Source organism: Pseudomonas proteolytica (assembly GCF_007858275.1).
In the GTDB taxonomy this organism is placed as follows: domain Bacteria; phylum Pseudomonadota; class Gammaproteobacteria; order Pseudomonadales; family Pseudomonadaceae; genus Aquipseudomonas; species Aquipseudomonas proteolytica.
In genome coordinates this window covers 1-15,505 of record NZ_VFEV01000026.1, presented here as the reverse complement: position 1 = coordinate 15,505, position 15,505 = coordinate 1, and the positions used below count along the sequence as shown (strand labels likewise).

Below are 15,505 nucleotides of genomic sequence, written 5' to 3'. Positions count from 1 at the left end.
TGCTCGCGAAAGCGGTGCTTCAGTCAATCTATCCGGCGACTGATACTCCTCCATCGCGGGCAAGCCCGCTCCCACACTGGAGTTTCAGTGGGTTTTGCGCCGGGTCAATAGTGATACCACTTCACTTCCAGCATCACTTCGTTCACCGGCGTGGCCATGTGGCTGAACTCGCGTTGTGCGCTCAGGCGTACGCCGAGGTTACGTGACACTTCCCACTGCTGATTCAGGCTGATACTACGGCGTACTTCGCCATTGGTGAAGAAGTCGCCCTTGGCCTCCAGGCTGAGGTTGCCCAGCGGGTTTTTCCACAAGACACCAGTGTTGAAGCCGGCCGCCGGGGAGATGAATTCGCTGAAGTCGTTGTTATGTTCCACGCGCACGGTGCCGAGGGCAAAACCGAGCATGTCGTCGTGCAGTTGCCAGGTGCCGCCGGCGCCGCCATTGACGTGGCTGACCAGGGTTTCGTCGTCATGTTTGCCCGGTACTCGCTCAAGGCCGCCGGTGACTTGCCAGGACAACGGCTGCAGCAGCTCATTGCGCGGGGTCAGGGAGCGGATGGTCGCCAGGTCCAGTTGCTGCAGTTGCCAGTTGTTACCTTCGTACTGGCGCAGTTTCATCTGCAGGATTTCAATCTGCGCGCCCAGGGGGAAGCCTTCGGCGTTGTCGTTGAGGTCGTGGTAAGCCATGCGCAGGCCGTATTCGCCGAAGGCCTTGTCGCCACGGGTGCCGATGCCTGCTTGCCAGGTGCGCGACTCATGGCCGTTTTCCGGCAGGCCAGGGCGATCGATCTGGAGGTCGGGCGCCGGGTTCTGGTTGATTGCCCGCAGCAACTCGAAACTGCGCTGGGAGCGCTCGCTGTCGCGCTCCAGGCCGTTGGCACGGTAGCGGCCAAGGCGGTAGGCAGCGTCGATGATCAGGGCCTGGCGGTCTTTGCCCAGGCTTTTGAACGTTGGGTCTTGCAGTTGTTTCTGGTCATCGCTGATCTTCAGCACCCATTGTTGCTCGTCGCTGCCCAGGGGCTTGGCGCGCTCCAGCAACTCCCGTTCACGGGACGGGCGGTAATCGATTTTTTCCACCAGGCCGGCGTCCTTCACCGCTTTTACGGTGTCGGTAGGAATGGCAGTCAGCGGGAACTGTTCGGTCAGGCGCAGGCCGGGGCGCGCCACTTGCAGCAGTTCCAGCAGGCGGTACGAGCAGTTTTCATCGAAGAAGAAGTAGTCGAACTGGATCTGCTTGAGCTCCCACACGTGCTCGACCATGCGCTCGGTTTCGACCTGGGTCAGGTTCAGGCGGTATTCCCACAGGTCGCGGTTCTCCAGGCTACGGTATTCCGAGAGTTTTTCCTGGTAGGGCACCAGGGCAAACAGCCCTGGGTAACCGCCCATCAGGCCTTTCCAGGCGTAGAGGATGCTGTTGTCCGAGCCTTCAATGTAGGCGCCGAAATTGATCGCGTAGCTGAGTAGGGCAGTCTTGTTGCTTTGTACGTCGGCCTGGTCGATGCGCAGCAAGGTATGGCCGAACATCGAGGACGGGCTGTTGAGATAGGCCGCCGGGAAGATCATCACCGCGCTGTGGGGCGCGACGTCCTTGAACCATTGCTTGAACTCGGCGCAGTCCACGGGCGGCAGGTCGCTCAGCTGCAACTGGTCTTTGAGCCAGCGGGTGCGGGCCGGGTACACGCATTGGGTGTGTTTTTCGCCAAGGCTGGCCGGGGCGTACAACGCCTCTACGGTGGCCTTGAGCTCGGCGTCCGGGTGATGGGCACCGTCTTTGGCGATGAAAAATTTCTGGTCGCTGACATAGCTGCGCCAACCGCTGATCTTGCCGGCTTCGTAGTGCCCCAGCGAAAGCCAGAACGGATCATTGGCCAGTTGCTGCAAACGTTGATCATCAAGATGCGGCGCCGCAGATAGCGGGGCGCATGCGAAGAGTGCCAGGTAGGCAAGGCGTTTGAGCATAGGGGCAACTTAAGTCGGAATAAATAAAGACCCAAAGCGGGCAGGTCCAAAAAACAAAACCCGCGCCGGATAAGGGCGCGGGCAGGTCGAGCTTAAGCCTGGGTGGCGTATTTCGCCAGGCGGGCATCGCCTTTGAGAACAGCGATGGTGTTGGAGTGCACGTCTTCTGCGGTTACGTCAGCCTTGCTGAAGATCTGCTGGAAGTGTTCGTGAGTCACTGCTGCGAAGTGATCACGATCCTCTGGAGCAACGCCCAGGACCACGGCATAGGTGGTCAGCGCTTCGCCATTGCCTTTGGCCATGTCTTCGGACAGCTCGTTCATCATGCCATTCATGGCAATCCACGATTTGCCGCCGTAAGTCAGCGCGCTGTTGGTGCTGCAACCGTTGGTGCCCGAGGTCATGCCGAACGTGGCGTTACCGGAGGTGCCGTTGGTGGTGGAGGCCAGGAAGTGGGCCGGCGTGCCGCGCTGGCCTTCGAACAGCATGTTGCCCCAACCGCAGTTCGGGCCACCTGGCGCTTCGGCCATTGCATTGAGGGAGACAACGGTGAAGAGAGTACCGAGAAGGATCCGTTTCATAGCTTTGTTCTCTTAGTGTGCAAACCAATGGACAAGGGTTCAGGCGCCTCACGGCGCCCTAGGGGCCAGTTATTAGTCCAACCCGCGCAGTTTGGAGTTTAGGCATGTTCCAAGGGTTCCGTGGGTTTTTGTAAAACAATCAATGCAGACCGGTTTTTTTGCACGCCGCATCCCGTGTCTATGCTTTACCTCAGTCGTGCCTTGCCAGCCAGCTACGCACGGCGCCAGAATGCCGCCATTGCCCCGCCTGATGTAAGGAAGCCCGATGCCTGATCCTGTTGCTGCCAGCTTGCGTCTAGCGCCCGAAGCGCTGACTCGTCCTTTCTCCGCTGAACAGTTCAGCTTCTCGACCACCAATGACTTGGAGCCCTTTCGCGGTGTGCTTGGCCAGGAACGCGCGGTTGAAGCGTTGCAGTTCGGTGTGGCGATGCCACGCCCCGGTTACAACGTGTTTGTCATGGGTGAGCCCGGTACCGGGCGCTTTTCGTTCGTCAAACGCTACCTCAAGGCCGAAGGCAAGCGCCTGCAGACCCCGGCAGACTGGGTCTATGTCAATAATTTCGACGAGCCCCGCGAGCCCCGCGCCCTGGAATTGCCTGCAGGCGGCGCGGCCCCGTTCATTGCCGATATCAGTGGCCTGATCGACAACCTGGTCGCCACGTTCCCGGCGGTGTTCGAGCACCCGACGTATCAGCAGCGCAAAAGCGCCATCGACCGCGCCTTCAACCAGCGCTACGACCGTGCGTTGGACGTGATCGAGCGCCTGGCCCTGGAAAAGGACGTGGCGCTGTACCGTGACAGCACCAACATCGCCTTTACCCCGATGCTCGATGGCAAGGCCCTGGACGAGGCCGAGTTCTCGCAACTGCCGGAAGCCGATCGTGAGCGCTTCCACACGGATATTTCCGAGCTCGAAGAACGCCTCAACGAAGAACTCGCCAGCCTGCCGCAGTGGAAGCGCGAGTCCAACAACCAGATGCGCCAGTTCAACGAAGAGACCATCACCCTGGCCTTGCAGCCACTGCTGGCGCCGTTGTCGGAGAAGTACGCCGAGAACGCCGGCGTCTGCGGCTACCTGCAGGCGATGCAGGTCTATCTGCTCAAGACCGTGGTCGAGTTGTTGGTGGATGACGCGAAAACCGACGCCCAGGCGCGCAAGCTGCTCGAAGAGCAGTACTGCCCGAGCCTGGTAGTGGGCCATGCGCTCAATGGCGGCGCACCCGTGGTGTTCGAGCCGCACCCGACCTACGACAACCTGTTCGGCCGGATCGAGTACAGCACCGACCAGGGCGCGCTTTACACCACCTATCGGCAACTGCGCCCGGGGGCGCTGCACCGCGCCAACGGCGGCTTCCTGATCCTGGAAGCCGAGAAAATGCTCAGCGAGCCGTTTGTCTGGGACGCGCTCAAGCGGGCCCTGCAATCACGCAAGCTGAAGATGGAATCGCCACTGGGCGAGTTGGGCCGCCTGGCCACCGTGACCCTCAACCCGCAAGTGATTCCATTGCAGGTGAAGGTCATCATCATCGGCGCCCGTTCGCTGTACTACACGTTGCAAGACCTGGATCCGGACTTCCAGGAGATGTTCCGGGTACTGGTGGATTTCGATGAAGATATCCCGATGGTCGATGAGAGCCTGGAGCAATTTGCCCAATTGCTGAAAACCCGCACCTCGGAAGAAGGCATGGCACCGCTGACCTCGGATGCCGTGGCGCGGTTGGCGACCTACAGCGCTCGCCTGGCGGAGCACCAGGCACGCCTGTCGGCCCGGATTGGCGACCTGTTCCAACTGGTCAGCGAGGCGGACTTCATCCGCCACTTGGCAGGCGACGAACGCACCGACGCCGGGCATATCGAACGTGCCCTGAAAGCCAAGGCCACGCGCACCGGGCGGGTCTCTGCGCGGATTCTTGACGACATGCTCGCCGGGGTCATCCTCATCGACACGGCTGGCGCCGCGGTGGGTAAATGCAACGGGCTGACTGTGCTCGAGGTCGGTGATTCGGCGTTTGGCGTGCCGGCGCGGATTTCCGCCACGGTGTACCCGGGCGGTAGCGGCATTGTCGACATCGAGCGCGAGGTCAACCTTGGGCAACCGATCCACTCCAAGGGCGTGATGATCCTTACCGGTTACCTGGGCAGCCGTTATGCCCAGGAATTCCCCCTGGCGATCTCCGCGAGCATTGCCCTGGAGCAATCCTACGGTTACGTCGACGGCGACAGTGCCTCGTTGGGCGAGGCCTGCACGTTGATTTCGGCGCTGTCGAAGACGCCGCTCAAGCAGTGCTTTGCCATCACCGGCTCGATCAACCAGTTCGGCGAAGTGCAGGCGGTGGGCGGGGTCAACGAGAAGATCGAAGGCTTCTTCCGTCTGTGCGAGGCTCGTGGCTTGACGGGCGAGCAGGGCGCGATCATTCCCCAGGCCAACGTCGCGACGTTGATGCTCGATGAGAAGGTCTTGCAGGCCGTGCGGGCAGGGCAGTTCCATGTGTATGCCGTGCGCCAGGCCGACGAGGCGTTGAGCCTGTTGGTGGGCGAACCTGCGGGTGAGCCGGATGCAGAAGGGCAATTCCCCGAGGGTAGCGTCAACGCCCGCGTGGTTGAGCGTCTGCGGGCGATTGCCGAGATGATCAGCGAGGAAGACCTCAAAGAGGCGGAAAAGGAACTGGCGCAGCAGGCGTTGGCTGAGGCCAAGCCAACCTGATGTATCCGTTGTAGGAGCCGGCTTGCCGGCGATGGCGGTCTGTCAGGTATTGATAGGCCAGCAGCTTTGGCGCTATCGCCGGCAAGTCGGCTCCTACAGGGGGTGCCATATTTTTGGCTCAATTGTATGGGGCCAACCACCGTTGGTCCCTACAACCTTGGTTTGTACCGGTTTTCTTCTATTCTCAGCTCAAGGGATATCTACAGGAGTCATGGGATAGAGACAGCCTTGCACTTGGAGGCTGAACACCGGATCTACCGAGGGTCGCCGCCATGCCGCGCAGCCTTTGCCTCACCCGCCAGTGCCTGGGCCTGGTTACCCGAATTGAATGTTCCATTCGTCCTCTTGCGGGGGACGCAGGGATGTGGACGTTGCTGTTTGCCGCCGGAATGACCGGTGAGCAGCCCTCGACCATCAAGTCCCAAGGGCCGTTCCACGGGCCGTTCGTCGCGGAAAACATTCTTGAATCCATCGTGCAAAGCCTGACCCTGCACGGCTACGAACTGGCCGACGACCCGCAGATATGGTGCATTCACCTGCAAGCCCATCTGCGCCAGCTCAACGGCGGCCGGCCCCACGCCCTGCACCTGTAACCCGCAACCCCTGTAGGAGCCGGCTTGCCGGCTCCTACAGGTTATTTGGTCTCGGGTTTGTCCAGCTTGACCTCAAAGCCGTACTGCACCGTGTTCAACGCCGTGCGTTGGTAGGTTTCAAGCTCGGTCGGCCGGCCATAAAAGTAATGCACATCAAACAGTGCAGTGCCGTATTCCTGGGCGCGATGGCTGACGCCGAGGATTTCCTTCAAGTAGTTGCCGCTGGCGTCCTTGGCAAAGAACCGCCAGCTGTCGGAAGGAAAAAGCGCCTGGTCGACAATCAGCGCGTTGTCCTGGAGCGACAGGCCCTTGGGCAATTGTGCCGTGCTGACGGTGCTTTTTTCGATGGTGGCGAGGAACAGTGGGATCGATCCCACGGCAAACCCTGGGTTTTCCGGGAATAAATTCAGATCGTAGGTAATCGTGCCGCGCCATGGGTCGACCTCAAAGGCCTCGGTGGGCAACTCGATGGGCTCGCCGCGCTTGCCTTCATCATTTGCCGTAAAGAACGTCAGCGGTGCATCGCTGCTGGTGCGTGTCGAGCCGATCAGGTCGTCATTGAACGTGAAAGGATGGTCAAAGGCGATGTGGGCGGCGCTGGCGTCCTCCACTGACTGGCTGATGGTGATGCTGCTTTTCAACTGGTCTTCGGTGAGGCTGGCGCTTTGCAGCCAGTCGGCTGCCTGGTCGTCATACACCGTGACCGGCATGGGCAGGGCCTGCACGGTTTTTTCCAGGCTGTTTTTGTCGAAGCGCCGGATCGGCAGTTCAAGGTCCTTGCGGGTGACAGTTGCTTGGGAAAAGTCCAGTACGCTGACCTGCAGGTTATCGATCTGCCCATTGAAGTAGACCTTGGCGTAGTGGCTGGCCTGCTTTTGTTCAAAGGCTTTCTGCTCGTCTCCCAGCTGTTTCTCAAAGGCGTCGGACCAGGTTTTTTGCTTGCGCATCTGCGCCAGTTGCTGCTCGTAGAACGCCACCTGGGCGGCGCTCTCGTTGATTGAGCCGGAGCGGGAAAGAAACAGCCCCGTAGTGTCGCGGGCCTGGACCAGCAGCGGGTTGGGCGATTCATCCGCTACTTGCGGCGCCAGGGGCGCGGTGTTGGTCAGTTCGATCTCGGCGTAGTTGTTTTCCAGGGCCAGCAGGGTAACGGTGAGGTTTTCTTCGCTGCGTTTCTGGCCCACGTCTTTGCGAGTCAGGTCGAAGGTCAGGACTTTACGCGGTGCGATGACCTCGACCTGGCCCTTGAGCGTGACGGGTTGGGGCTGGCTCTTGTTGTCCGTCTCGATGCCTTCGATGAACGGATAGGTGACGGTCAGGTCGTCCGGGTTGGTCAGGTTGGAGCTGCTGGGGCTCAGTTGAATGCCGGGGTCGGTTTCCGACCATTCCGGCTGGAATGGGATGATCTTGTTGTTGCTCAAGGTCACCGATTGCCATTCCAGGCCATGGGGAAAGGGGAATTGGTCCGGCATATTGAAGCTGAACGGGAACACCGGTTGCAGATCGGTCAGGTAGTCCGAGTGCGAGTTCTTGCGCAGGACGAATAGCCCGTTGATGTAGGTATCCACCAGTGCTTGTGGCGTCGGGTAGTGCGCAAGCGCGGCCAGGGTGTTTTCCCCGTACTCGGTCTCGACGGGTTTGGTGTCTAGCTTGATGCGCGCACGCTCCAGCAGCAGCAGCGAACCGCCCAGTTCGGCTACGGCCTCCTTGAGGCGTGGGTCCTGGATGACGTCCAGGGATTGCTCGAACTGAGCGGTTTTTTCTTCGAGACTGGCTTGCTTGTGCTCGTCGCTGGGGGAGCAGCCACTGGCCGCCAGCAATACCACACACAGGCCAAGACTGGCCAAGGGAGATCGCACATCCATTATTTGAGATTCCTGTCCGGCAGCATCGAGCCACTTTGATGAGGCCGACACTAGCAGAAAAATAGTCTTACAGAAGCGCTACAGGTCAGTTTCCGGGTGGTTATGGCGCGATGTACGTGGCTGATATACTCGCCGCCATTTCTAGCCACGCTGTGTGAGATTCCATGGAACGCTTTATCGAAAATGCAATGTACGCCTCCCGCTGGCTGCTGGCGCCGATCTATTTCGGCTTGTCCCTCGGGCTGCTGGCGTTGGCGCTGAAATTCTTCCAGGAAGTGATCCACCTGCTGCCCAATGTCTTTGCGATGGCCGAGTCGGAGCTGATCCTGGTGCTGCTGTCGCTGATCGACATGGCCCTGGTGGGTGGGTTGCTGGTGATGGTGATGATTTCCGGCTACGAGAACTTCGTCTCGCAATTGGATATCGACGACAACAAGGAAAAGCTCAACTGGCTGGGCACCATGGACTCTTCGTCGCTGAAGATGAAAGTGGCGGCATCCATCGTGGCGATTTCCTCGATCCACCTGCTGCGTATCTTCATGGATGCCAAGAATGTCGATCCACAGCACCTGATGTGGTACGTGATCATTCACATGACCTTCGTGATCTCGGCGTTTGCCATGGGTTACCTGGATAAAGTCACCAAGCATTGATCCAGGCCCGGCGCCTTTTGGCCCGGGATTTTGGGCTCATCAAGCGTAGGGCGAGTGTGCTAGTCTGCTCGCCCTTTTAGTTTGGATAGCACGCAGAAACTGCGCTTTTGCAGGCCTTTGCGGTTGTCCTACAGCGGAGCCTTTCCATGTCCGAAGTTAATCTGTCCACCGACGAAACCCGCGTCAGCTACGGTATTGGCCGTCAGTTGGGCGACCAACTGCGCGACAACCCGCCACCTGGCGTGAGCCTGGACGCGATCCTGGCTGGCCTGACCGACGCGTTCGGCGGCAAGCCAAGCCGTGTTGACCAAGAGCAAATGGCTGCCAGCTTCAAGGTGATCCGCGACATCATGCAAGCCGAAGCAGCAGCCAAGGCTGAAGCCGCCGCAGGCGCTGGCCTGGCATTCCTGGCTGAAAACGCCAAGCGTGAAGGCATCACCACCCTGGCTTCCGGCCTGCAGTTTGAAGTGCTGACCGCCGGTGAAGGCGCCAAGCCGACCCGTGAAGACCAGGTGCGTACCCACTACCATGGCACCCTGATCGACGGCACTGTGTTCGACAGCTCCTACGAGCGTGGCCAGCCGGCAGAATTCCCGGTGGGTGGCGTGATCGCTGGCTGGACCGAAGCCCTGCAACTGATGAATGCCGGTAGCAAATGGCGCCTGTACGTGCCGAGCGAACTGGCTTACGGCGCACAAGGCGTTGGCAGCATCCCGCCGCACAGCGTTCTGGTATTCGACGTCGAGCTGCTCGACGTTCTGTAAGACCTGCTGATGGTTGCGCCTGGCTCTGTGTAGGCGCTCGCTTGCCTGCGATGCAGATGACTCGGTCTTGAGCTACACCGAGGTGCTGCTATCGCAGGCAAGCCAGTTCCCACATGAGCCCGGTGCAATCAGGGCTTTTCGGGTTGCTCATGGGTGAAACTTGCCATGCAGCTCTGTCACCGGGCGCAATGCTCGGGCATAGCAGAACAGAAACAGATTCCTCACTACCTCCTTCAGCACCCCAGGTTCACTGGAACTCAGGCCGTTGACGTCCAGGTCGCCCTGGTCCTGCAATTCATTCAGCGCTTCTTCTTCGAGCACCGCACACACTTCGCCGGTTTCCCGATGAAGGATCCGCAGGTAAGGGTGCGGACGGTCCAGCCAGGCATCAATCAAATAAGTCATGGTTCGCATCTCCTTGAAAGGTTTCAATGAGAATAATTCTTATTCGTAGAATAGCAAGTCCCTATTGGCAATTTCCTGATTTTTCTGTGTGGGCATTGTGCAAGGTCAAAAGGGATGGCTTTTTGCTACTTGGAGGGAGGTGATGCGGGGAGGGTGAGACGCCATCCCGCGGCGGGCGCGGGATGGAGCAGGCAGGTCAGACCTTGCGGACGAACTCGGACTTGAGCTTCATCGGGCCGATACCGTCGATCTTGCAGTCGATATCGTGGTCGCCATCGCACAGGCGGATGTTCTTGACCTTGGTGCCGACCTTGACCACCAGCGAGGTGCCCTTGACCTTGAGGTCTTTGATCACGGTGATGGTGTCACCGTCTTGCAGGACGTTACCCACGGAGTCTTTCTTCACGGCTTCATCATTGGCTGCTTCGGCTTCACCACCGACGGACCACTCGTGGGCGCATTCCGGGCAGATCAGCTGGGCGCCGTCTTCATAGGTGTATTCGGAATTGCATTTTGGGCAGGGTGGCAACGTGCTCACTAAAGCTCCTTGAAAGTCAGGATGGCTAAAAGTCGCACATTATATAGGGTTTTGCTGGGGCGGGGGCGCTGCGGTCTAAATGTGGGAGCTGGCTTGCCTGCGATGCAGGCACCTCGGTCTATCAGCGGTACCGAGGTGATGCTATTGCAGGCAAGCCAGCTCCCACAGAGCGTTAGTGAGTACGGGCTACCGCAAACTCACTCAGCTCCACCAGGGCGTCCCGGTATTCGCTGGCGGGGAGGGCTTCCAGGCACTTGATGGCACGGGCCACGTAGTCGCGCGCCAGTTGTGCGGTGTACTCCAGAGAGCCCGAGGCCTCCACGGCTGCGCGGATGCTTTCCAGGTCCTCGATGCCGCCTTTCTGGATCGCCTTGCGCACCAGTGCCGCCTGTTCCGGCGTGCCTTCGCGCATGGTGTAGATCAGCGGCAGGGTCGGCTTGCCTTCGGCCAGGTCGTCACCGACGTTCTTGCCCAGGGTTTCGGCGTCGCCGCGATAGTCGAGCAGGTCGTCCACCAGTTGGAAGGCCACGCCCAGGTGGTCACCAAAGGTGCGCAGGGCTTCGGCCTGTTCGGCAGTCGCCTGGCACAGGGCGGCGGCGCTGTGGGTCGAGGCTTCGAAGAGCATCGCGGTCTTGCCGCGAATCACTTCCATGTAGGTTTCTTCGGTGGTGCTCGCGTCACGCACCTTGGACAGCTGCAACACTTCGCCTTCAGCGATGATGCGCGTGGCCTGGGACAGGATTTTCATCACCGGCATCGAGCCCAGTTCGACCATCATTTCGAACGAGCGCGAATACAGGAAGTCGCCCACCAACACGCTGGGCGCATTGCCCCACATGGCGTTGGCGGTCTCGCGACCACGGCGCATGCCGGACATGTCGACCACGTCATCGTGCAGCAGGGTGGCTGTGTGCAGGAACTCGATAGTAGCGGCCAGCAGGCGCAGGTCATCGCCTTCGCGGCCCAGGGCCTTGCCACACAGCAACACTAATAAAGGACGCAGGCGTTTACCGCCGGCCGACGTAATATAGTCGCCAATTTTGGAGACCAGCGGCACTTTAGAAGTCAGTTGCTTCTTGATGATGTCGTCGACGGCGCTAAAATCGTCCGCCACCGCGCGGTAGAAAGCTTGGGGTTGCATCAGCGACAGTCGCTCCAGAAGGGTTGCGCGGCATGCTAGGACCCGCGCCCCCGGGTGTCAAGGCGCGTCCAGTCACCGTGAAAGCTACTGCGCTCGGTAATCCTGCGTCAAAAACAGGCTCGGAATGCTCATTTACAACCAGTAAACTCCGCTTCCTCGCCTGTTTTTTCCTTGTCTTCCCTTCGCTCGCTACGCTTTCACGGCGACTGGCGGCTACTTGCAAGCCTTTCACAGCTTGCGTACAATCGCGCACCCTGAACTTCCTGGGCAGCACCTGCCTTACGCAATTGCATTCGGGACGTCCATCCCATGCAGCCATGCCAGCCAATACCTCTTCTTATAAAGCGCTGGGTGAGCAGGATTATCGGAGAAATACCATGTCGTACGCAGTAATTGTTACTGGTGGCAAGCAATACAAGGTCGCCCCAGGTGAATACCTGAAGATCGAAAAACTGGAAATCGCTACCGGCGAATCCGTTACTTTTGATCGCGTTCTGTTGGTCGCCAATGGCGATGACGTGAACATCGGCGCTCCAGTTGTTGCTGGCGCTACCGTTGTGGCTGAAGTGATCTCCCAAGGTCGTCACGATAAAGTCCGCATCATCAAGTTCCGTCGTCGTAAGCACCACATGAAGCGTATGGGCCACCGCCAGTGGTACACCGAGATCAAAATCACCGGTATTCAGGCTTAATTTCAGCCTAATTCCTCACTAGGAGAATTGACTCATGGCACACAAAAAAGCTGGTGGTAGTACCCGTAACGGTCGCGACTCAGAAGCCAAACGCCTTGGCGTTAAGATGTATGGCGGCCAGAAAATCATTCCGGGCAACATCATCGTGCGTCAGCGCGGCACCCAATTCCACGCCGGTTACGGTGTAGGCATGGGTAAAGATCACACCCTCTTCGCGAAAATCGAAGGCGTGATCAAGTTTGAAGTAAAAGGCGCGTTCAACCGCCGTTACGTGAGCGTTGTCTCGGCTTAATTGCGAGCTCGCTGGAAAAGCCCTGTCTTGCGACGGGGCTTTTTCGTTTGTGGGGTGAGTCTCTTGCAAAGCTGTTTGTGATGGGCTCAAGCGCTGGATTTGCGGTCGTTGATTGAGGTCGCTGCGCTCATTTTTGCAAGAGTCTTATGTCTTGGTTTCTTAAGCTCGTCCGTGCGGCGAGAGGCGTTTTGTTATGAAGTTCGTTGATGAAGTTTCCATCCGAGTAAAAGCAGGCGACGGCGGTAACGGTTGCATGAGTTTCCGCCGCGAAAAGTTCATCGAGAACGGTGGTCCGAACGGTGGTGATGGTGGTGATGGCGGTTCCATCTACATGATGGCCGACGAAAACCTCAATACCCTGGTGGACTATCGTTACACCCGGCACTTTGATGCCGAGCGTGGCTCCAACGGCGGCAGCACCGACTGCACCGGTAAAAAAGGTGAGGACCTGGTGCTGCGCGTGCCGGTCGGCACCACGATCATCGACTCTGCGACCCAGGAAGTGATTGGCGACCTGACCAAGGCCGGCCAGAAGCTGATGGTTGTGCAGGGCGGCTGGCACGGTCTGGGTAATACCCGATTCAAGTCCAGTACCAACCGTGCGCCACGCCAGACTACGCCGGGCAAGCCGGGCGAGCAGCGTGACCTGAAGCTGGAAATGAAAGTACTGGCAGATGTTGGCCTGTTGGGCCTGCCGAACGCCGGTAAAAGTACCTTCATTCGCTCGGTGTCCGCAGCCAAGCCGAAAGTCGCGGATTATCCGTTCACCACCCTGGTGCCGAACCTGGGTGTGGTCAGTGTCGATCGTTGGAAGAGTTTCGTGGTCGCGGACATTCCGGGTCTGATCGAAGGTGCTTCCGATGGCGCGGGCCTGGGGATTCGCTTCCTCAAGCATTTGTCCCGTACCCGTCTGTTACTGCACCTCGTCGATATGGCGCCGCTGGATGAAACCAGTGCCCCGGATGCTGCCGAAGTGATCGTCAGCGAACTGGCCAAGTTCAGCCCGTCCCTGGCTGAGCGTGACCGTTGGTTGGTGTTGAACAAGTGCGACCAGATCCTCGAAGAAGAGCACGAAGAGCGGGTCAAGGAAATCGTTGACCGCCTGCAGTGGGAGGGTCCGGTCTACGTGATCTCCGCCATTGCCAAAGAAGGCACTGAGCGTCTGACCCGTGACATCATGCGCTACCTGGAAGATCGTGCCGATCGCCTGGCTGCCGATCCGGTCTACAAGGCCGAGCTGGCGGATCTTGATCAGCGCATCGAAGACGAGGCGCGTGCGCAGTTGCAGGCGCTGGATGACCAGCGTGCCCTGCGTCGCAGTGGCGTCAAGTCGGTCCATGATATCGGTGACGATGATTGGGATGAGGAAGATGTGGATGATGAAGATGGTCCGGAAATCATTTACGTGCGTGACTGATCTGTTGCGATAAACTTAAGCGCCGCTCAATCGAGCGGCGTTTTAGTATCTGGTAATCGGTAGTCACGAATAACGTTATGGGCGGCGCTGGGTCGCGTGGCCCTCAATCTAAGGTTGAAGATGATGCGGAGCAAAGTGACGGGTGCGCAACGCTGGGTCGTAAAGATCGGAAGTGCGCTGCTGACGGCAGATGGCAAGGGGCTGGATCGCGCAGCCATGAGCGTCTGGGTTGAACAGATGGTGGCCTTGCATGAGGCGGGTGTCGAGTTGGTGCTGGTGTCGTCCGGGGCGGTTGCCGCCGGGATGAGCCGCCTTGGCTGGACCGCGCGACCCAGCGCGATGCATGAGTTGCAGGCTGCTGCGGCGATTGGTCAGATGGGGTTGGTGCAGGCTTGGGAATCCAGCTTCGCCGAGCACGGGCGCCATACCGCGCAGATTCTGTTGACCCATGACGATCTGTCTGACCGCAAGCGTTACCTCAATGCCCGTAGCACCTTGCGTGCCCTGGTCGAGCTCAAGGTGATCCCGGTGATCAACGAGAATGACACCGTGGTGACCGACGAGATCCGTTTTGGCGACAACGACACCTTGGCTGCCCTCGTGGCCAACCTGGTGGAGGCTGACCTGCTGGTGATCCTCACGGATCGCGATGGCATGTTCGACGCCGATCCGCGCAATAACCCGGACGCCCAGCTGATCTACGAGGCGCGTGCCGATGATCCGGCGCTCGATGCCGTGGCCGGCAGTGTCGGTGGTGCGCTGGGGCGTGGTGGCATGCAGACCAAGTTGCGCGCTGCGCGCTTGGCGGCCCGCTCTGGTGCCCATACCATCATCGTCGGCGGGCGCCTGGAGCGCGTGCTGGATCGCCTCAAGGCTGGCGAGCGCATTGGCACGTTGCTATCGCCCGAGCGTGGCATGCTGGCGGCGCGCAAGCAGTGGCTGGCCGGCCATCTGCAGACCCGTGGCACCCTGGTACTGGATGCGGGGGCGGTGTCGGCGTTGTCCCAGGGTAACAAGAGCTTGTTGCCGGTAGGCGTCAAGCTGGTCCAGGGCAGCTTCCGCCGTGGTGAAATGGTGGTGTGCGTAGCGCCGGACGGTCGTGAGATCGCCCGTGGCCTGGCCAACTACAGCGCCCTTGAGGCGCAGAAAATCATTGGGCAGTCGTCTGAGTCGATTGTCGGTCTGTTGGGTTACATGGCTGAGCCGGAGCTGGTTCACCGCGATAACCTGATCCTGGTTTAAAGGAAAAGCTGCGATGCGTGTATTGAAGGGGTTGCTGGGGTTGTTGGTGGTGATGCCGCTGCTGGCTTCGGCTGAAGAGATTGGCCAGGTATCGACGGTGTTCAAGTTTGTCGGCCCCAACGACCGAATCGTCGTCGAAGCGTTTGACGACCCCAAGGTTGACGGCGTGACCTGCTACTTGTCTCGCGCCAAGACCGGCGGTGTCAAAGGTGGCCTGGGCCTGGCCGAAGATCGCGCCGAAGCGTCGATTGCCTGCCGCCAGGTCGGGCCGATCCGCTTCAAGGGTGAGCTCAAGGATGGCGACGAAGTGTTCAAGGAGCGCACTTCGCTGGTGTTCAAGACCATGCAGGTGGTGCGTTTCCTTGATAAGAAGCGCAATACCCTGGTGTATCTGGTCTACAGCGACCGCCTGATCGAAGGCAGTCCGCAGAATGCGGTGACGGCGATTCCGATTCTGCCTTGGCCTAGTGCGCAATAAGCCTGACAGTGCAGCGTTGCTTTATGTGGGAGCTGGCTTGCCTGCGATAGCCATAGGTATCTACACAACTTTCAGAAACTGACGAACTCTCCTGTGGCGAGCGGGCTTGCCCCGCGCTGGGCTGCGAAGCAGCCCCAAAACCAGCCGCTGCGGTGTATCTGGTACAACGCATTCGTCTTATTGGG

15 protein-coding genes are annotated in these 15,505 nt (G+C 59.5%); 9 read left to right on the top strand and 6 right to left on the bottom strand.

From position 1 onward, the window contains the following. Positions 1-104: 104 nt before the first annotated feature. Together FIV38_RS18685 and FIV38_RS18680 are read right to left on the bottom strand one after the other, a co-directional pair. Entirely contained in the window at positions 105-1,958 is a 1,854-nt protein-coding gene (locus tag FIV38_RS18685) for an Lnb N-terminal periplasmic domain-containing protein (protein WP_092230512.1), read from the bottom strand. Between the two features lie 92 nt (positions 1,959-2,050). After that, positions 2,051-2,539, bottom strand: a complete 489-nt coding sequence (locus FIV38_RS18680) for a DUF3015 domain-containing protein (protein ID WP_029292080.1) — start codon at positions 2,537-2,539, stop codon at positions 2,051-2,053. Positions 2,540-2,804: 265 nt separating this feature from the next. On the opposite strand from FIV38_RS18680, the gene FIV38_RS18675 reads away from it, so the two are divergent. Further along, a complete protein-coding gene (locus FIV38_RS18675; protein WP_029292078.1) occupies positions 2,805-5,243 on the top strand; it encodes a Lon protease family protein in 2,439 nt (812 codons plus the stop codon). Between the two features lie 272 nt (positions 5,244-5,515). Beyond that, positions 5,516-5,836, top strand: a complete 321-nt coding sequence (locus FIV38_RS18670; RefSeq protein WP_029292076.1) for a PA4575 family protein — start codon at positions 5,516-5,518, stop codon at positions 5,834-5,836. A 41-nt stretch (positions 5,837-5,877) separates the two neighbouring features. Here FIV38_RS18670 and FIV38_RS18665 read toward each other — a convergent pair whose 3' ends face one another. Then, positions 5,878-7,698: a hypothetical protein gene (locus FIV38_RS18665; RefSeq protein ID WP_092230509.1), complete on the bottom strand. Its 1,821-nt coding sequence runs from the start codon at positions 7,696-7,698 to the stop codon at positions 5,878-5,880. A gap of 164 nt (positions 7,699-7,862) precedes the next feature. Between FIV38_RS18665 and FIV38_RS18660 the strand changes: the two genes are divergently transcribed. Both FIV38_RS18660 and FIV38_RS18655 read left to right on the top strand, forming a co-directional pair. Then, positions 7,863-8,351: a TIGR00645 family protein gene (locus tag FIV38_RS18660; RefSeq protein ID WP_029292073.1), complete on the top strand. Its 489-nt coding sequence runs from the start codon at positions 7,863-7,865 to the stop codon at positions 8,349-8,351. A 146-nt stretch (positions 8,352-8,497) separates the two neighbouring features. After that, the gene (locus FIV38_RS18655; protein ID WP_029292071.1) at positions 8,498-9,115 is read left to right on the top strand and encodes a BamJ family beta-barrel-assembly machinery protein; all 618 of its coding nucleotides are present in this window, start codon (positions 8,498-8,500) and stop codon (positions 9,113-9,115) included. A gap of 147 nt (positions 9,116-9,262) precedes the next feature. On the opposite strand, the gene FIV38_RS18650 is transcribed toward FIV38_RS18655, so the two are convergent. The 3 genes from FIV38_RS18650 to FIV38_RS18635 all read right to left on the bottom strand — a co-directional run bounded on the left by FIV38_RS18650 (position 9,263) and on the right by FIV38_RS18635 (position 11,199). Continuing rightward, positions 9,263-9,520 carry a PA4570 family protein gene (locus FIV38_RS18650; protein WP_029292069.1) on the bottom strand — a complete coding sequence of 86 codons (258 nt, stop codon included), beginning with the start codon at positions 9,518-9,520 and terminating at the stop codon, positions 9,263-9,265. Positions 9,521-9,716: 196 nt separating this feature from the next. Continuing rightward, the gene (locus FIV38_RS18645) at positions 9,717-10,058 is read right to left on the bottom strand and encodes a zinc ribbon domain-containing protein YjdM (protein WP_029292067.1); all 342 of its coding nucleotides are present in this window, start codon (positions 10,056-10,058) and stop codon (positions 9,717-9,719) included. Positions 10,059-10,230: 172 nt separating this feature from the next. Beyond that, the gene (locus tag FIV38_RS18635; protein WP_092230507.1) at positions 10,231-11,199 is read right to left on the bottom strand and encodes a polyprenyl synthetase family protein; all 969 of its coding nucleotides are present in this window, start codon (positions 11,197-11,199) and stop codon (positions 10,231-10,233) included. 377 nt (positions 11,200-11,576) lie between these two features. On the opposite strand from FIV38_RS18635, the gene rplU reads away from it, so the two are divergent. The 5 genes from rplU (at position 11,577) to FIV38_RS18610 (ending at position 15,320) form a co-directional block, all read left to right on the top strand. Then, positions 11,577-11,891: a 50S ribosomal protein L21 gene (gene rplU / locus FIV38_RS18630; protein WP_003176051.1), complete on the top strand. Its 315-nt coding sequence runs from the start codon at positions 11,577-11,579 to the stop codon at positions 11,889-11,891. Between the two features lie 34 nt (positions 11,892-11,925). Continuing rightward, positions 11,926-12,183, top strand: a complete 258-nt coding sequence (gene rpmA, locus FIV38_RS18625; RefSeq protein WP_029292052.1) for a 50S ribosomal protein L27 — start codon at positions 11,926-11,928, stop codon at positions 12,181-12,183. A 193-nt stretch (positions 12,184-12,376) separates the two neighbouring features. Then, positions 12,377-13,600, top strand: a complete 1,224-nt coding sequence (cgtA, locus tag FIV38_RS18620) for an Obg family GTPase CgtA (RefSeq protein WP_092230505.1) — start codon at positions 12,377-12,379, stop codon at positions 13,598-13,600. 123 nt (positions 13,601-13,723) lie between these two features. Then, a complete protein-coding gene (gene proB, locus FIV38_RS18615) occupies positions 13,724-14,842 on the top strand; it encodes a glutamate 5-kinase (protein WP_057441105.1) in 1,119 nt (372 codons plus the stop codon). A 13-nt stretch (positions 14,843-14,855) separates the two neighbouring features. Next, positions 14,856-15,320, top strand: a complete 465-nt coding sequence (locus FIV38_RS18610) for a CreA family protein (protein WP_092230502.1) — start codon at positions 14,856-14,858, stop codon at positions 15,318-15,320. The last annotated feature ends 185 nt before the right edge of the window (positions 15,321-15,505 follow it).